General features: G+C 58.8%; 16 protein-coding genes. 8 read left to right on the forward strand and 8 right to left on the reverse strand.

Annotation, left to right across the window (positions count from 1 at the left end):
* From phnE to WNB94_RS00110, 7 genes are all read left to right on the forward strand, one after another.
* Entirely contained in the window at positions 1 to 798 is a 798-nt protein-coding gene (gene phnE / locus WNB94_RS00080; RefSeq protein WP_009238668.1) for a phosphonate ABC transporter, permease protein PhnE, read from the forward strand.
* A gap of 24 nt (positions 799 to 822) precedes the next feature.
* Complete coding sequence (locus tag WNB94_RS00085; protein ID WP_009238667.1) at positions 823 to 1833, forward strand: phosphonate dehydrogenase; 1011 nt, start codon at positions 823 to 825, stop codon at positions 1831 to 1833.
* Positions 1830 to 2714, forward strand: coding sequence for a LysR family transcriptional regulator (locus WNB94_RS00090; protein ID WP_341387535.1), 885 nt, complete (start codon positions 1830 to 1832; stop codon positions 2712 to 2714). The genes WNB94_RS00085 and WNB94_RS00090 overlap by 4 nt, the downstream gene beginning before the upstream one ends.
* Positions 2715 to 3118: 404 nt before the next feature.
* A complete protein-coding gene (locus WNB94_RS00095; RefSeq protein ID WP_341387536.1) occupies positions 3119 to 3982 on the forward strand; it encodes an SMODS domain-containing nucleotidyltransferase in 864 nt (287 codons plus the stop codon).
* A 68-nt stretch (positions 3983 to 4050) separates the two neighbouring features.
* Positions 4051 to 5013 (forward strand): IS5 family transposase, encoded by a 963-nt coding sequence (locus tag WNB94_RS00100; RefSeq protein WP_341387537.1) that lies wholly within the window; start codon positions 4051 to 4053, stop codon positions 5011 to 5013.
* Between the two features lie 135 nt (positions 5014 to 5148).
* Entirely contained in the window at positions 5149 to 5913 is a 765-nt protein-coding gene (locus WNB94_RS00105; protein ID WP_341387538.1) for a hypothetical protein, read from the forward strand.
* Positions 5914 to 6399: 486 nt separating this feature from the next.
* The gene (locus tag WNB94_RS00110; protein WP_341387539.1) at positions 6400 to 8886 is read left to right on the forward strand and encodes an AAA family ATPase; all 2487 of its coding nucleotides are present in this window, start codon (positions 6400 to 6402) and stop codon (positions 8884 to 8886) included.
* Between the two features lie 21 nt (positions 8887 to 8907).
* Here WNB94_RS00110 and WNB94_RS00115 read toward each other — a convergent pair whose 3' ends face one another.
* Together WNB94_RS00115 and WNB94_RS00120 are read right to left on the reverse strand one after the other, a co-directional pair.
* Positions 8908 to 9213, reverse strand: a complete 306-nt coding sequence (locus WNB94_RS00115) for a DUF5983 family protein (RefSeq protein WP_058087153.1) — start codon at positions 9211 to 9213, stop codon at positions 8908 to 8910.
* Positions 9214 to 9273: 60 nt separating this feature from the next.
* A complete protein-coding gene (locus tag WNB94_RS00120) occupies positions 9274 to 9855 on the reverse strand; it encodes a JAB domain-containing protein (protein WP_341387543.1) in 582 nt (193 codons plus the stop codon).
* A gap of 391 nt (positions 9856 to 10246) precedes the next feature.
* On the opposite strand from WNB94_RS00120, the gene WNB94_RS00125 reads away from it, so the two are divergent.
* Complete coding sequence (locus tag WNB94_RS00125) at positions 10247 to 10462, forward strand: hypothetical protein (RefSeq protein WP_304785865.1); 216 nt, start codon at positions 10247 to 10249, stop codon at positions 10460 to 10462.
* 26 nt (positions 10463 to 10488) lie between these two features.
* Here the strand turns inward: WNB94_RS00125 and WNB94_RS00130 are convergent, their stop codons facing one another.
* The 6 genes from WNB94_RS00130 to WNB94_RS00155 all read right to left on the reverse strand — a co-directional run bounded on the left by WNB94_RS00130 (position 10489) and on the right by WNB94_RS00155 (position 16381).
* Complete coding sequence (locus tag WNB94_RS00130) at positions 10489 to 11160, reverse strand: hypothetical protein (RefSeq protein ID WP_341387546.1); 672 nt, start codon at positions 11158 to 11160, stop codon at positions 10489 to 10491.
* Positions 11161 to 11245: 85 nt separating this feature from the next.
* The gene (locus tag WNB94_RS00135) at positions 11246 to 11476 is read right to left on the reverse strand and encodes a hypothetical protein (protein WP_341387547.1); all 231 of its coding nucleotides are present in this window, start codon (positions 11474 to 11476) and stop codon (positions 11246 to 11248) included.
* 172 nt (positions 11477 to 11648) lie between these two features.
* Positions 11649 to 12155 (reverse strand): hypothetical protein, encoded by a 507-nt coding sequence (locus WNB94_RS00140; RefSeq protein ID WP_341387548.1) that lies wholly within the window; start codon positions 12153 to 12155, stop codon positions 11649 to 11651.
* Between the two features lie 905 nt (positions 12156 to 13060).
* Positions 13061 to 13528 (reverse strand): Mov34/MPN/PAD-1 family protein, encoded by a 468-nt coding sequence (locus tag WNB94_RS00145; protein WP_341387549.1) that lies wholly within the window; start codon positions 13526 to 13528, stop codon positions 13061 to 13063.
* On the reverse strand, positions 13500 to 15209 hold the full coding sequence (locus WNB94_RS00150; protein WP_341387550.1) for a ThiF family adenylyltransferase: 1710 nt from the start codon (positions 15207 to 15209) through the stop codon (positions 13500 to 13502). The genes WNB94_RS00145 and WNB94_RS00150 overlap by 29 nt, the downstream gene beginning before the upstream one ends.
* On the reverse strand, positions 15209 to 16381 hold the full coding sequence (locus WNB94_RS00155; protein ID WP_341387552.1) for a CBASS cGAMP synthase: 1173 nt from the start codon (positions 16379 to 16381) through the stop codon (positions 15209 to 15211). The genes WNB94_RS00150 and WNB94_RS00155 overlap by 1 nt, the downstream gene beginning before the upstream one ends.
* Between the last annotated feature and the right edge of the window lie 11 nt (positions 16382 to 16392).

Genomic DNA, 16392 nt, shown 5'->3' on the forward strand with positions numbered 1-16392 from the left:
ATGCAAGCTGATTTTGGTTTGATTCTGGCCGAGCGCCAGCGCGTATGGAACCGCACGATACTGCAGTTTGCCGTTGTGCTGGCGATTGTGATCGGTTGCTGGTATTACGTCGGCCTATTTGATGCCGAGCGATTGAAGGATGGCATGCCAAGCCTGGTAAAAATTGCCGGCGAGATGTTCCCACCGAACTTCTCGCAGGCTGGCACCTGGGTCAAACCGGTACTGGATACCTTGGCCATGAGTATCGCCGGCACGGCAATCGCGGTATTGCTATCCATTCCCTTAGGAGTGCTCGCCGCGCGGAATACTAGCCCTCATCCACTCGTGTATCAAGCCACACGCGGCCTGTTAAACGCTTTGCGATCGATACCCGAACTGATCATGGGCATCCTGTTCGTGGCAGCCGTTGGCTTCGGCGCATTGCCGGGTGTTTTAGCCCTAGGCTTACATTCGGTTGGCATGATCGCCAAATTTTTTTCGGAATCGATCGAACATGCCGATCCGGCACCGGTAGAAGCCGCGCATGCAGCGGGCTGCACGCCATTGCAGGTGATTTTTCATGGGATCTTTCCCCAAGTGCTTCCGCAAATGGCCGATACCGCGATCTATCGATGGGAATACAACTTCCGTGCTTCGACCGTGATGGGCATGGTCGGCGCCGGTGGAATCGGGTTCGAGCTGATGGGCTCTCTGCGCATCATGCAATACCAGGATGTCTCGGCTATTTTGCTGGTTATTTTAGGCATGGTTACCCTCGTCGACGCCTTCAGCTCCTTCCTGCGTCGCAAGTTCAAATAACTCCCAAAGCTTACAAAGGTTTTTATGAAGCCCAAAGTCGTCCTCACCCACTGGGTGCACCCGGAAATCATCGAATTGTTGTCCGCTAGCGCCGATGTTATCCCCAACACCACACGGGAAACCTTGCCGCGTTCTGAGGTAATTGCGCGAGCCAAAGATGCGGATGCACTCATGGCTTTCATGCCGGACAGCATCGACAGCGCGTTTCTCGAGGAATGTCCAAAGCTGCGTGTCATCGGCGCCGCGCTTAAAGGCTATGATAACTTCGATGTCAACGCCTGCACACGCCACGGTGTATGGCTTACGATTGTGCCGGATTTGCTTACGATCCCGACCGCTGAACTGACTATCGGCCTTCTTCTCGGTTTGACAAGGCATATGCTGGAAGGCGATAGGCAAATCCGTAGCGGACACTTCCAAGGCTGGCGGCCGACACTATATGGCTCTGGTTTGACAGGAAAAACGCTTGGCATCATTGGTATGGGGGCGGTCGGCCGTGCAATCGCCCAGCGCTTGGCTGGCTTTGAAATGAATCTCTTGTATTGCGATCCGATTCCGCTCAATGCCGAACAAGAAAAGGCTTGGCACGTACAGCGCGTCACGCTCGATGAACTGCTCGAAAAATGTGATTATGTCGTGCCGATGGTTCCGATGGCCGCAGAGACACTGCATCTAATCGATGCCACCGCGTTGGCCAAGATGAAAACCGGTAGCTACCTGATCAATGCATGTCGCGGCTCGGTCGTGGATGAGAATGCGGTGATAGCAGCACTGGCGTCTGGAAAACTAGCTGGATATGCAGCCGATGTCTTCGAGATGGAAGAATGGATACGCGCTGATCGCCCGCAGGCTATCCCCAAGGCGCTGCTCGACAATACGGCACAAACGTTTTTTACGCCGCATTTGGGATCGGCGGTCAAGGAAGTTCGGCTTGAAATCGAGCGGCAGGCAGCGATGAACATCATCCAGGCACTCGCTGGTGAAAAACCGATGGGCGCGATTAATCAGCCGTATCCGGGAGTAAAGGCGGCGTGATAGATCTGGAGCGTGTGGCGACGTTCATTGCCGTCGTCAAATGCGGGGGCTTTCGCGAAGCGGCGAAGCAAACTGGATTGTCCCAGCCAACAGTAACGCAGCATATCAAGCGGCTGGAGCAGTCTTTGCAGGCCCGGCTGATTGACCGCGCAACAATGCCGCAAAGCCTGACATTGGAGGGAAAGATTTTTTTCCCCTATGCGGAACAATTGCTCCGTACTAGCCATAAGGCTACGGCAGCCCTCCACAATAAAAGCCTGGTCGTTGGTGCAAGCTCCAATATCGGCATTTATCTTTTACAACCCTATATCAAGGCGCTCCAAGATAAATTAGCAAACAAGATCGATGTGAGGATCGGCAAAAATATCGAGATTGCCGCTTTGCTGGAAACGCTTGAAGTGGATGTAGCGGTAATGGAGTGGTGGGACTCACGTCCTGGGTTCGTCTCAACAGTATGGCGGCGCGAGAGGATGGTTGTCATTGTTCGCCCCGGCCATCCTTGGGCTGCCGAGTCGACCATTCCACTTAAGTGGTTAAAATCCCAGAACTTGCTTGGAGGCGAAGCGGCTACCGGAACTGGGCGCCTACTACAACAATATGCCGGTCCCGACTCGGCAGAGTTCACAGTGGGTATGCAGTTAGGTAGCACCGAGGCGGTCAAACACGCGGTCCACGCAGGGCTAGGAATCTCGCTTGTGATGGAAAGCGCGGTCAAGCATGAACAGGCAAGCGGATGGTTACATGCAATTCCGATTGAAGAAGATGTTTACAAAGATCTTTATCTCGTACATCGCTCAGAAACTTCGTTAAGCGGTCCGGTGGCAAGCCTTGCAGATTTGATTCTCCATTCTCCGGATTTAGGCTCAATAGAATATAAATAGCAAAACGAATGTCTGCTTCTGGCCGAGTCGAGCCCGCCAGCTCACGAAATTGCTCGCTCTAAACCGGCCGGTCAGGACGTGCCCCCTGAGCGACTGCTCTTGGGCGATGTGGTTGGCCGAGGGGGCGCCCGCACCCGGCCAGCAGCTGACTTTTGCCAACGTCAGCTTTCCGGTCAGCCGGTTCACCGCCGAATATCAGACTTCGCAGGCAATTTGTCTGCGCCGAAAGGGAACGAAGCTCGCGCGCGACCACCGATCCCGTCATGCGTTTCATGCGACCGCTCATTCGCGTTCCTTCAGGTCGAGACTGGCACACCGGTGAAATTCGAGCGTGCGGGCATAAGACCGCGGCGCTGCGCAAAGGAGTAGCCACCCCTGATACAGTTTTGCCTAGGGGGCACAACATGGCGTACACCGTAGAGGGATCGTTCGACGCGTTCTACGAGAACATCAACCTCGGCGGCGATCACCGAGAGACCGCGAACAAACGTCGCGATGACATCGTCAACAAGCTAGGCAAGACCTTTTCGATCATTGAAGCATTCGGGGCGGGTTCGATCCCGAAGTACACCGCTCTTAAGAATCACTCCGATCTAGACGTGATAGTCGCACTACATCACGGCAAGCACATTGACGGAAAAACGCCAACGCAAGTCCTACAGTCAGTACGAGATGCGCTGGCAGAGTGGAGAACGGGCGCGCGAAAGAATGGGCAGGCGGTGACTCTCTACTACAAGACTTGGCCAAACGTCGATATCGTTCCCGTAAGTCGTGTTGTGAACGATGATGGCATCGTCGTGTACTACGACGTGCCTGACTCCAACACTGACACTTGGATCGCCTCTCGACCCAAGACCCACGCCGCGGACATAGAAAAGAAATCCTCTGACTGCGGGTACAAGTTTAGGCGGCTCATCAAGATGATCAAGCACTGGAATAGGATTCACAGCGATTACCTACAGAGCTACCACATCGAGGTGCTGGCTCTGAAGGTGTTCGACTCCAACTTGGACGACACACCCTGGAGCGTTTTTCAATTCTTCGACAAGGCTCGACCACTGCTCGCCAGCAATTTGTGGCACGAACTCGGATTTGTCGACAGTTACTTGTCTTGGTCAGATCGCCAAGAGGCACTCAAGAGGTTCGACACGGCCATCGATAAGAGTCGATCAGCTTGGCACAAGACCTACGACAAGAACGACGACCACAAGGGCGCAATAGAGATCTGGAAGCAAATGTTCGGCGACTTGTTTCCTGCGTACGGCTAAGGAAGGTCTGCATAAACCGCCCAGCCATGTGCTTGGCGCCGGCCTGATTGCCTGAGACCATTGAGCCCATGAAGCAGAGCAGCCTTGGATTGGGAACCTCGACGAAGCGCACGCGCCGTCGGGAGTTCCTCGACGAGATGGACCGGGTGGTGCCATGGTCCGACCTGGTGGCAGAGATCGCGCCGTTCATGCCCGAGGGCAAGCGCGGGCGCCCGCCGTTCCCGGTGGAGTCGCTGCTGCGCATCCACTTCATGCAGCAGTGGTTCACGCTGAGCGACCCGGCCATGGAAGAAGCGTTGCATGACATGCCGCTCTTCCGTGACTTCGCCGGCCTGGGCGGCTGGGATGACCGGTTGCCTGACGAGAGCACGATCTTGCGCTTCCGCCACGTGCTGGAGAAGCACAAGCTGGCCGAGCGGATCCTGGCGACCGTCAACCTGCTGCTGGGCGCCAAGGGCCTGATGCTGCGCAGCGGCACGGTGGTCGACGCCACGCTGATCTCGGCGCCGAGCTCGACCAAGAACGCCAGCGGCGAGCGCGACCCGGAGATGCACCAGAGCAAGAAGGGCCAGCAATGGTTCTTCGGCATGAAGGCGCACATCGGCGTGGACGCTGATTCCGGCCTGGTGCACACCGTGCGCGGCACGGCTGGCAACGTCAACGATGTGGTCGAAGCCAACAGCTTGCTGCATGGGCAAGAGACAGATGTGTTTGCCGATGCGGGCTACCAAGGCGCCCATAAGCGGCCCGACGCCAAGGACGATGTGCAGTGGCACGTGGCCATGCGCCCAGGCTTGCGCAAGTTGCTGGACAAGGCTGACCCCATGGATGCGCTGACCGATCAGCTCGAGCGCATCAAGGCCAGCATCCGCGCCAAGGTGGAGCACCCGTTCCGTGTCATCAAGCGCCAGTTCGGGCATGTGAAGGTGCGCTACCGCGGCCTGGCCAAGAACACGGCGCAGTTGCAAACGCTGTTTGCGTTGGCCAATCTGTGGATGGTGCGCAGGCGTTTGAGCGGGAGCCAGGCATGAGTGCGCCTGGTGCATGGGAGATGGGCGCCAAACGCGCCCAAAACTCCTGCCAGAGGACCGGCCAGACAGCAATTTGGTCATGTCAGTACGCCCAACCATGGTCAGCGCTCATTTGTGCAGACCTTCCCTAACCGCATGTCTCACTCTGACCCGATCCGCACCAACTACTTCGACGCTGTGCAAAAGGTGGAGAAGGTGAGCGACTGGCTGTTCTACCTGAGCGCGCTGCTCTCGTTTTGTGCGCTGCTGGTGGAGCAAAAGACTCACCCCGATGCGTACGAACTTGTACTACTCCTGTTCGGTATTTCGGTCATCGCAATGTTCGCGCTTGGCATAACGCTCCGCCTGTATCTGACGCCGAGGGCAGAGGACAAGCGCCGCCAAGACTTCTTCAGCCGAGCGTGCCATGTCAACCTGATTCATCAGCAGACCGACGGGTACTACAACAACGACTTCAAGGACCCGATCAAGCGGATGGCCGCGCAGGTGCTAGAGAACAGTTTTTTCAGCAAGGAGATCGCGCTTCGCATGGCTCGCCGTGAGCGTGCCAAGGTAGCCGTGTATGCGCTGATATGGCTTGTGCTTCTGCACAACCGTCGAACGGACCTTGGCTGGATCGTCGCCGCCTCGCAAGCGATTTTCAGCGAGCAGATCTTGTCCAAGTTGTTCCGTCTGGAGTGGCTCCGCATCCGGTTCGAGAAGACATTCGAGGACGTTTTTCGACTGTTTCAGACTAAGCCCTCTGTCACGCAGTTCACCGCACACGCTCTGGACGCGCTAACGATGTACGAGGCGGCTAAGGCCAACGCAGGCATCGCGCTGTCGTCGAAAATCTTTGACGACCTGAATCAAACCCTGGCGACGGATTGGGAAAAGGTTAAGTCGACCTTGAAGATGTAACCACGTTGGCAGGGCCATGTCGGCCAAGATGGATGGTCCGATGTTTCTCGCCGATGTTGGCGTTCTCCGCAAAGTGCAGTGCCATCAGCTGCCCGCGGTAACAACCGGCTAGTACGCTGCAAGCGAGGCTTCCGAAGCGCTGAGCACACATGCGGACTCAAGGCACGTGCTTGGCCTTAATTGCCCCGTGTGCCACCGATCAACCTATGCGCTCAGTCAAGAGACTACCTTCGGGTGCTTCGCCTGGTTTGAGGGACAGCTTCGGAGCGACGAAGCCGAGGTCTTAGATGTCGCATTCGCGTCGATCGCCGGCGCTCTCGAATGACCGCTGCGCGACTTCCAACGCTGCGACCATGCTGCGGCGCGACCGTTTCGGGTTGACCGGCCGCTCCCGCTGCAGTGCTGGCATTCACCGTACTGACAGGCAGACGTTGACAACGTGACATCACGTCGGAAACTGGTTTCAGCAAACCGCTGGAGCCAACCATGCAACCACTGAAACTCACCCTCAAAGGCTTTCGGGGCATCCGTTATGGCCTGGGGCAAGACGTGTTGACCCTGGACTTCGAGCGCCTGGCCGATGGCGCTGAACTCGTCGCCATTGCAGGGGCCAATGGGCGGGGCAAGACCACGCTGATGGACAACATGCACCCCTATCTGACGATGCCGTCACGGGCGGCCTTGAGCGGCCCCGGCGGCTTTTCCTACTACGACCATGTCTGTCTACCGGAAAACGAAAAGGATCTGACCTGGTCACATGAAGGCAGGTGCTATCGATCCCAAGTGGTGATCCGGCTCAACGGGCGCCGCAAGACCGAGGCCTATTTGCATGCACTCAGTGATGAGGGCCAATGGCGCCCCGTCTGTCTCGACGATGGTCTGGTGTCCGATGGCAAGGTCGAGACCTACAGCCGCTGTGTGGAATCCATTTGTGGCAGCGCTGATACCTTCTTCACCTCCGCGTTCTCAGCGCAGGGCAAGCGCCAACTCAGCACCTACCGCAATGCCGAGATCAAGAGCCTGCTGTCCGACTTGCTCGGCCAGGAAGAAATCCGAGCGTTGGGGCAAAAGGCCAATGACACCGCCAAACTGATCAAGGCCGGGCTGTCGTCCATCAGGCAGGAGTTGGCCGGCCTAGATGCGGAGCATGCTCGCCTGGATGCGGGACTGCATCGCTTGCAAGGTGCTTCCGACCGAGTTACGCAGACCTTGATTGAGCGAGAACAAGCGCAGCAGGCATTGGATGGGCATCGGGTTGGCCATGCCCGCTTGCAGGCACAACGGGATCAGTCACAGAGCACCGAGGCGCGTCGTGCGCAGTTGCTTGAGGAGCGCAAGGCGTTGATCGTTGCCGGCACGCGAGCCATCGAGGGGCTCAAGGCTCAAGAGCAGGATGCCTTGCAAGGCTTGGAGCGCTTGGCGCAACGCATCAACAGTAGGCGCACGCAAGCGCAGTCTCGGCAAAGCGCGCTCATGCAATCACGTCGCCAGTGCCTGAACGTGCTGGAAGAAGCTGACACGGTCCAGCGTGCGGCACATCGCCTGCCTCTGGCTGAACTGGTGCTGAGTGCCAGGCAACAGGAGATCGTTGTGTGCCGACAGCAGGTGCAGGCGATGAGGGATGCACAGGCCACGGAACGACTGCTAGTGCAGAAGCTAGCCAGCATCGAACTGGAGGCAGGCAGGGCGGCTTTGAAGGCCCAGGAGTTGGCGCACCGCTTTGGCCTGGTCGGTGAGGTGCCTTGTGCAGGCACCGATCTGCAAGGGCAATGCAAGCTGCTGGGGGATGCGCATGAAGCCCAGACCCTGATGCCCAGCGCACAAGGCCAGATAGGTCGTCTGGCACAGGACAAGGCCCTGGCAGAACAGGAACTGTCCCTGATCCGCCATCGGTACGAAGAACTGTCCCTGGCGCCGCAAGCGCTGGCTCGGGCCGAACGCTTGGTCGATATGGCTCGAACACGGGTGTCCCGCTTGTCGCTGCTGGCGACCAGGGCGGGTCAGATCACCCAAGCCCGCGCCGCCTTGCAGACCATTGAGCTTGAACTGTCCTCATTGGCAGCCGAGCTTGGCCGGACTCAAGACTACGAAGCGACCGAAGAGCAGGCCGAGCGCCAACAGATCGAGGCAACGCGCCAGCGGATCGCGCAGGCCCTGGTGCAACAGGCGCAGCATTTCCGGGAGGCGCTCAATCGCCTGAACGCGGTGCTTCATGGTTTGCCAACGCCCTTTGACCATCAGATGCTGGCCGCTGCCGCCCAGGCTGAGGCGCAAGCGCGCCTGGCCTTGTCCACCGCAGAGCAAGCCCACTTGGCCGCCGAGCGCGATGCCCAGTCCAGGATCGAATTGATGGCTCAGGCGCGGGCCCTGGCTGAGCGGCGTGTGCAGGTGCAATCTCGCATGGCCCGAGCGGAGGACAGCTTGGGAAGTTGGAACTTGTTTGCCCGATGCATGAGCAACGATGGCCTGATCGCCCTGGCCATTGACGATGCCGGCCCGGCTTTGTCTGGCTTGGCCAATGACTTGCTGCTGGCCTGTTATGGCCCACGCTTCACCGTGTCCATCCTCACGCTGGTGGAGACAGGCAAGGGAGAGCAACGCGAGGGCTTTGACATCGTCGTGCATGACGGCGAGTCGGGGGACAGCAAGAGCCTGGGGCTGATGAGCGGAGGGGAGCGCGTGTGGGTCAACGAGTGCCTGACGCGGGCGGTGGCGCTGTACCTGGCGCAGCATGCAGGTCGGCGCTACGACGCCTTGTTTTCTGACGAAGCCGATGGGGCGCTGGACCCCGATCGCAAACGCATGTTCATGGCCATGAAGCGCGAGGTGCTGCGCGTGGGCGGCTACCAGCGGGAGTTTTTTGTGTCGCAAACGCCGGAGTTGACCGCCATGGCCGACGCCGTGATCGACCTGGATGCGATTCGCGATCACGGGGTGACCGAGGATGGCGCAAAAAAATGGGCGTCGGCCTGATGGCGCGACGCCCGGTGGGGGTCAAAGGGGATCGGTCTCTTCGAAGATCGGCAGGCCGTCCACGATGGCGGCATCGCTGTCGAATTTGAGCCAGACGATCCCAGCCAATCTGGCCGCTTCGAAGATCATGGCCATGTCGGTCTCAGCGGGCACCGTGTAGGGCGGGGCGCCCACGTAGACGAAACCTCCATAGTCGTTCGGATACACATTGACCGACAAATCGTCATTGGCCAGTTTCTGGCGTGTGGTGGCCGTCAGGTGGCTGATCGACAAGGCGGCGAGAGGCTCAACCAGTTCCAAGAACCTGGTCACGATGGTCTTATCCAAGGCGTACTCCTTCTTGGCAAGAATGAGGCTGTGCCATGCGGGGTAGGGTGGCTGGCATCTTCACAGCAAGCCCTGTTCCGCAAAAGACAGGACGCGGTCGCCTCCCACGACGAAATGGTCGAGCACGCGCACGTCCACCATCATCAAAGAGGATTTCAGCGTCTGGGTCAAGAGTTCGTCTGCACTGCTTGGCGACAATTGACCGCTCGGGTGGTTATGGGCCAACAAAACGGATGCCGCGTTGTGGGCCAGCGCGCTTTTGACGACCTCACGAGGGTAAACAGACGTTTGGGTCAATGTGCCCCGGAACATCTCTTCGGCCTCGATCAGGACTTGCTGCGAGTCGAGGTAGAGCACCAGGAACACTTCGTGCTCCAGCCCGGCGCAGTACATGCTCAGCCAGTCTTTCACAACCTTGGGTGAGGCCATGACTGGGCCTTCCAGCATCTTGGCGCGCATGTCGCGCAGCAGCAGCTCACGTGCGATGCTGAGTTTGTGGGCCAGCTCATGGGGAGCATGCTCAACGGCCTGGTATGTGGCTGCTGCATCGCAGGCGCAGGGCAAAGGGAGGGGGGCTTGGCGAACAGGTGCGGCGAGTAACTCGCTGACCAGTTCGGCACTGGACAAGTGGGTGACATTCACGGATTTCTCCTTCACAAAAAGGAAAAGCGGGAACGTCCTGTCCCGAGGGGATGGATGTTCCCGCTCGGGATGTGCTGACGCGAGGCCAGCACGGTCAATGAGGCAGGTGACGACTGCGACGCCGACGCAAGGTCGGGAGCGCATTCCGCGATGGAATGCAGGTAGCGGTGGGCAGTGTGTCGTGATGGTCAGAAGCGTTCAAGCCTTGATCGCTGCATGCCATGGACAAGGGGCCATGGAATCGGGGCATTGCGAAATGCAAGGCTTGGTGACAGCTGAATATCACCTGAAGTTCAGTACAGAAATCTTGTTTCAGTGGGTGGCCAAAGCCGTGACACGGGCCTGAAATTTCGCCAAGATGGCGACTCGCACCCATGCAACGAGCACGACCATGATCCGTTTTGGCCCTCACATCCGGCTCACTCGGCGAGAGACTGAGCGCTTCAAGCTGATCACCGATCTGGAGCCAGTCGGCATCCGCACGCTGCCTGACCTGGATGCCTACATCGCGCAATGCAAGGCGCACTATTGGGGCGTCTCCAGGGACACCCAGTTTCTGCATTGGCTGATCGACCGGGAGTACCAGCAATGCCGTTCAGCGGCGTAGCATGGAGCACGCCGCCTGGCGGTTCATCAAGCAAAGACACGTGGCTCGATGGTGGCGCCGCGCATGAAGGCCAGGTAGGCAGCGGCCTTGCCGATGTCCGCGAAACAAGCGATGGCATCGCAGCCTCGCCTCACGGCCCATGGCAGGTCAGGGCATTCATTGGGCGACAGGCTCAAGTTGGCCTCGCGATAGGCTGGATGCCGATACGGCGTGTTGCCGGTCTGCCAGTCCACCAGGCACAGGATGCAGTCGGTCAAAATGGCGCCGCCACCTGACTCGCCAGGCTCGACCAGCAAGGGGATTTTGAGCATGCCGCCAGATCGGCCAATGCGGCCGACCACGCCATGCTCATCAAGCCACGGTTCACCCGTGGCCAGGTCGCCAAGTATCAGGCGGATCTTCTCGCCAGTTCGGCGATAGGACTCCAGCACCTTGGCCGCTTTGGGATCGGTCCCGGGCGCAAAGTAGGTGCGGTGGTTCAGTGGGGATCGGCCCCATGCGGCTGTGGCCGTCAGGTATTTCTGATAGCCCGCCAGCGTGGCGTAGTCGCCTGGCGCAAAGGCCAGGTGGCTTTGGTCGAGTTGCTGTGCGATCTGGTTGGCATGATCGCGAGCATTGCCAAAGCCAAAGCAACTGTGGCCTGATCGCTCCGTGATGACATAGAGCTTTTTTTCCAGGTTGAGTGTGACGGTGGTCATGAAGATTCCTTGTGTGGAAGCTTGGGGACGCACCGCCGCTCGGGCCGTGGCCCCGCAGGCGTGTTGTGTCGCTATCAGGTCGGTATCAGCCTTGCGCGACCAACCGGATGGGGGGCTGATCGCAGACGCTGTCCACCACTTGGCTTTGTCGGAGGTGCTCCAGCTTCAGCAGCAGTGCATGGGCATGTGCGCTGTCATCGCCTGCCAGGCCAGGCTGAAGGGCCTGCACTTCCTTGATCAGCAAGCACAGTTCCTGCACGATGGCCCGGTGGGCACGCTTCTCGATGGCGCACAAGGCGTCGGTTGCAGTGGTCATGGGAAATTCCTTCCGTGGGTGTGCCGCACTGCCACTCGGGCAGATGCGGGCGAAATGGGGGAGGACGCGGCATGCACCACCAGCAGATGGGCAGGCGCGTGGGTCGATCTGGGCAGGGCCAGGGCGCTGGCCCCGGCACGGTCAAGACGCGGTGGTCTTGACGTGCGGGGAATCAGGCTGTTTGAGACACAGCATTGGGCTTTGACGGCTCTCCCGACGTGGCGGATGGCGCGTCCTTGGGAACAGGAGCTTGAGCTTCAAAAGACGATTGAGCCTGGGCAAACTCCGGCGCTTTCTTCAGGCGCTTGACTTGGGTTGCTGCCGGTTCGTTGGCCGTGGGTGGCAGGCATTCAACGGCGATGTCGCCGCCTTGGCGCAGCATGTGGCGAAGCGCCAAAGCTGGCGCAACAAAAACGCCATGGAACAGCCAACGCACGAACTGACCGATGCGCCTGTTGCGTGCAGCCGAGGCTTTGTGTGTGCGCAAGGATTGCTTACAGCACAGGTACAAGGCCAGGTGGTTACTCTTCATCAGCGGATCAGCTTCCAACTGAGCCATGACTTCGGCGGCCATGACGGGGTCCTGGCCCACACGGCGGTAAAAGCCCATCCAGGCGCGAGACTCTTCAATCTCGACACAGCTGCGTTTTGGGCGAACGCGGGACGCTTCATGGTTCATGGTGTGAACTCCAAAAAGGAGGAGGGCACACCTATCCCGGTGGGGAGACGGTGGACTCCCCAAAGGGTTGTGTGGAAGTGCAGCACAGCCGAATGGCCGGGGCACATGAAAGACGGTTCACATCCCATGAAGTCGAGGGCTCCCGATCAATCGGGCTTGACTTCAATGGGATGCGAACGCGGGTGAACACAAGTTGGGCGAAACCGGGGAGGTCTACGCGTCATTTCGTGTTCGACCCGAACTGCGGGCGAGGTCAATCGCCACGGTATCGATGTGCTGATGCTGGACCACAGTCAAGTGGTTCAGGCGGCAGCACGGTAAGCCATGACCTGTTCGACCTGTCGCGAGACAGGCGGCGCAGGCTTCAGCAATGCGGGTAGCACTGCAGGACTGATCACAGGCTCGCGGGCAAGCCCGGAGCCACCCAACAGCACGCAAATGGCGCGCGTTTCCCTTGTCGCATGAGGGCATGCGTTCATGACGTTCTCCTTCAGGGTGTGAAGGGGAACGCCTCGTCCCGATGGGGAACATGGTGGTTCCCCAACTTGGGATGCTTCAGCCTTGGCGGTTGAAGCGGCTCGGCGGCGGCACGGTGAGGTGCGCCGATGACACGGTGTTCAGCATGAGGGCTGAACGAGGCACAAGGCCAGGGACATGGCCGAGCTGAACCGAGGTTCAGCTTCTACAAGGCAGGTGACGACTGCGACGCCAGCAAAGCTGGACTTCAGGGAGACCTAGATCTCCATTGAAGGCTGCGTGAACGCGATGTCCACAGGTAGCCCTTTCAGTCTGCTGGAGAGATGGTGCCAAATCAACATGACTTGAGCCTCACGGCGTGTTATCCATGCGAAGAAGCCCCCCAAATCCCGTCGATTGACGGTGGCGTTGTCCACGCATGCATGCGCTCATGGCACCAGCAAGTCGGTTGATCTGTGGCCGCTACCAAGCCCGACACCCACCCAGACATTGGAGATACCGATGATTAGAAACACCATGGGATTGGTCTTGTTGTCTGTGATGTCCAGCCAGCTTCTGATGTCGGTTGATGAAGGCGTTGGCAGGTGCTCTGGATGCGTATGCCACTCCCCGAGGTAGTCCATCTTCTGGCCGCTTTCAGTCCATTTCCTGACGGCCATGGACTGGTGGTACGACTCCTTACGGTGGAATCCAAAGCGGCTCCGGCGATCGTGTGGATGGGGCTCGGTGGCGTCAACAACATGCAGGTGCTCTCCTCGACGGTATCCCAAGAGGATTCCACCCGACTCAGGGTCTCGGGGTCGCAGTTGCTTGTAGATGGACAGACGAGCGAGAACTTTGGGCTCAATGAGAACCCGTGCCTCAGTGCTACCGTACGGCTGGGATCGCAACATCATTGGCACCGCACGCTGGGCAGGCAGCCAGGCGGGTGAGATCCTGGTTCTTTACTTCGAACACGTCGGCGCTCGCAACTGAGCGGGTGCGAAACCGGGGGCTTGGGCTATCGCGCTGCAACCAGTCAAGGATGGTTTCAGTGGCCAATGTCGCGGCATGCATCGGCGCCGCAACACCATATGGTGTAAAGCCGGTGCACCCGATGAGTCTGCGCACGGGGTCCTCTTTAAGGACCTTGAATCTTTCTTCTCTGTAGTTCTTGTGATCTGCCAAGCGCAGGCACCGGAAGCATCCCCCTTTGCTGCTTTGAACCCAAAGCGTCTGAACAGTCTGCCCATTCCCTTTGATCCACGCGTGCAACAAAGGTGTTTTCGTCGCCTCGGCAATTCTGCGGGCATTGAGAAACTCGCTCACAGACTCTTCGCCAGTGGCATCGATCACCAAATCGGCGGAGAACAAGGCAGGAACGCCACGGACGTCAGTCGGACTCGCGTCAATGGTGGAGAAAGGGAACTGGCGAACAAGTTCATCACGCAAGGCGGTCGCCTTGGATTTGAACAGTGCCGGATAGCCCAACACATGCCTTCCGATGTTCTCCGGTTTGAGTTTGTCGGGGTCGATCAACGTCAACTTTCCACCATTGGCTCCAGCGCCAAGTCGAACCAGAGATAGAGCGACATAGGAGCCAATCGCACCGCACCCCACAACCTTGATCTGCCGGCCGCTGAGGTCCTTGAAAGTCAAGTTTCGACTGTGGACGAACGCAGGCCCGAACTCCGAAATGGACAATCGCATGATGCCGCGTGTGCCGCCTTTGCCGTGGAGGTGCTGTTTGTAAAGCCGCGGCTTCTTGATGGCGCCCAGCCGTTGGACTTGGTCGAGATCGAAGCCGAATCCGAGCCAGCCGATGGGCGTTTTTACGGCAAAGGTCGCTTGCTTGTATTCGAGGTATCGGGGCTCCTTCTCCAGGATGCGCTGAACGCCGTTCGAGATGCCCTTGTCCCACGCCTTTAGCCAGGCGAATAACGCTTTCACGGTTGATGGCATGACATCAGGCACAACAGGAAGCACGTCGGTTTGGAACAGCCAGCACGGGCAGGTTGTCTTTTCGGGAGCTGAAGCACCGAGTGCTCCAGAGAAGGCAGCAACTTCCTTTTCTGAGTCTGCGATCAATGCGGTCGGCACGCCGTTGATGTCGACGAGCCAGTAGTTGGTACAGGTGGCACCGGGTGCGACGGTGCCAATGAGCACATCCCAGATGGCCGTCGATTGGCCATTGAGCCAATGCACCATGAATTCGTCTTGGATGTCGCCCCTGCGATAGTCGGCATCAAAGCGGATTTGTTCAAGTACCAGCTTGGCCTGGTCAAGACACTGAGCGAGTGCTTCAGCTGGGTTGTAGCGATCAAGGACAACTGATCCTGCTGCAAAGTAGCAAAGCCATCCTTCGGCAGTCAGGTGCGGAACGAGGGGAGGGAAACCGTCGGTGCCATCGAGCACGATGATCGATGGATAACGCAGAAAGTCCCAGTCCGTGATGCTCAGCCGAACGCGCACATTGCCACCACGGCAAGGCAAATCGCCCTCAAAAGAACGCGTGCCAGCACGGTTGCCTGCAGGCTCAAAGCCACGCGTGCGAAGCAACCGCAGGGCGTCGGTCAGCTGCGCATCATTCGGGGTCATCAGCCAGCCGTGGTGGCTCTGACGATCGGGCGGCTGACCTCACGAGCAGGCACGCTTCTCACCGCATCATTGCCGCTGTCTGGCTCGATCAGATCGGTCCGCATTGGGATGCGCAAACCAAGTTGGCTTTGGATGATGTCGATGGCATCACCCGGCGCGTGCAAGGGCTTCAGCCGCGCCGCCTGAATTTGCTGCGCCAGGGTGATGGCCATGGCTGAAGCCTCTTCCCGTTGCGCCGGATTCAAGCGCTTGTTGAAGTCTTCCTTGCCTTCGTCAATGCCTGGCGCACGGATGTCTCCGCGCAAAGCGTTGGCGAGGGTCTTGGCCGCCGCCTCCAAAGCCAGATCGTCACGACCACGGATCGCTTCGAACTTCTGTGCGACGGCAACCATGATGCAAACGGACGTGGGCCCATCGCCAGCTTTCCAATGCAGGTCACGCCAAGCCTTGAGGTAGCAACACACCCGGCGCAGCTGATCGGTATGTTCCTTCAGGCGGTCAAGGAACCACTTCGAGACAGCTTCAGGGTCTGATGATTTCCATTCGCCAGACCGCGTCGCCATGACGATGTGATCCAGGTCGGCCCACTCTTGTTCTGCGATCTCACCGAACGCCGCATTCTCAACCAGGGCACCACGCGCCGAGTCAAGCGTCAACTGAGCGGAGAAGGACTTTTCCAGGATCGTCGCGAACTCTGCTTCAGGTGCAGCGTACAAAGGGATATCGATGTGCGCCCAGTTGTTGATCTGGATCCTGATGCAGGTGTCCTTGCCGGTGATCAGCTCCCAACCCTTGTCCGTGCAAAGGTCCGCCAGCAGTTTCTCCACCAGCGTAAAGTAGAGCTTCGCCATCTTGTGCGGCGGGCCATTGTCTTCCCAAACCGTGACCGGCAAGTACACACCGAAGTCCCAATCCATTTCCTGGGGTGGCTGCCATGCTGGCTGGATGCAGGTCCTATACGACCAGGAGCCTTGGGTGCGGAATTTGGGGTCGACTGCCTTGTCCATGCCGAGCACGGCTACTGTCGCCGCTCGAATGCGTGGCCGCAGATGATCCCGAATGTCGTTCTTGGCCTGAACCAAGGTCTCCCGTTGATGTGGGGTGGGGGCGAGGCGATCGATGAAGACATCGGTCTCGGAAGTGGCGAACAGCAGTCGATTGAGTTTCAGCATGAGGGACCCCG

Origin of the sequence: Aquabacterium sp. A3, from assembly GCF_038069945.1 — a bacterium.
Taxonomy (GTDB): domain Bacteria; phylum Pseudomonadota; class Gammaproteobacteria; order Burkholderiales; family Burkholderiaceae_C; genus Aquabacterium.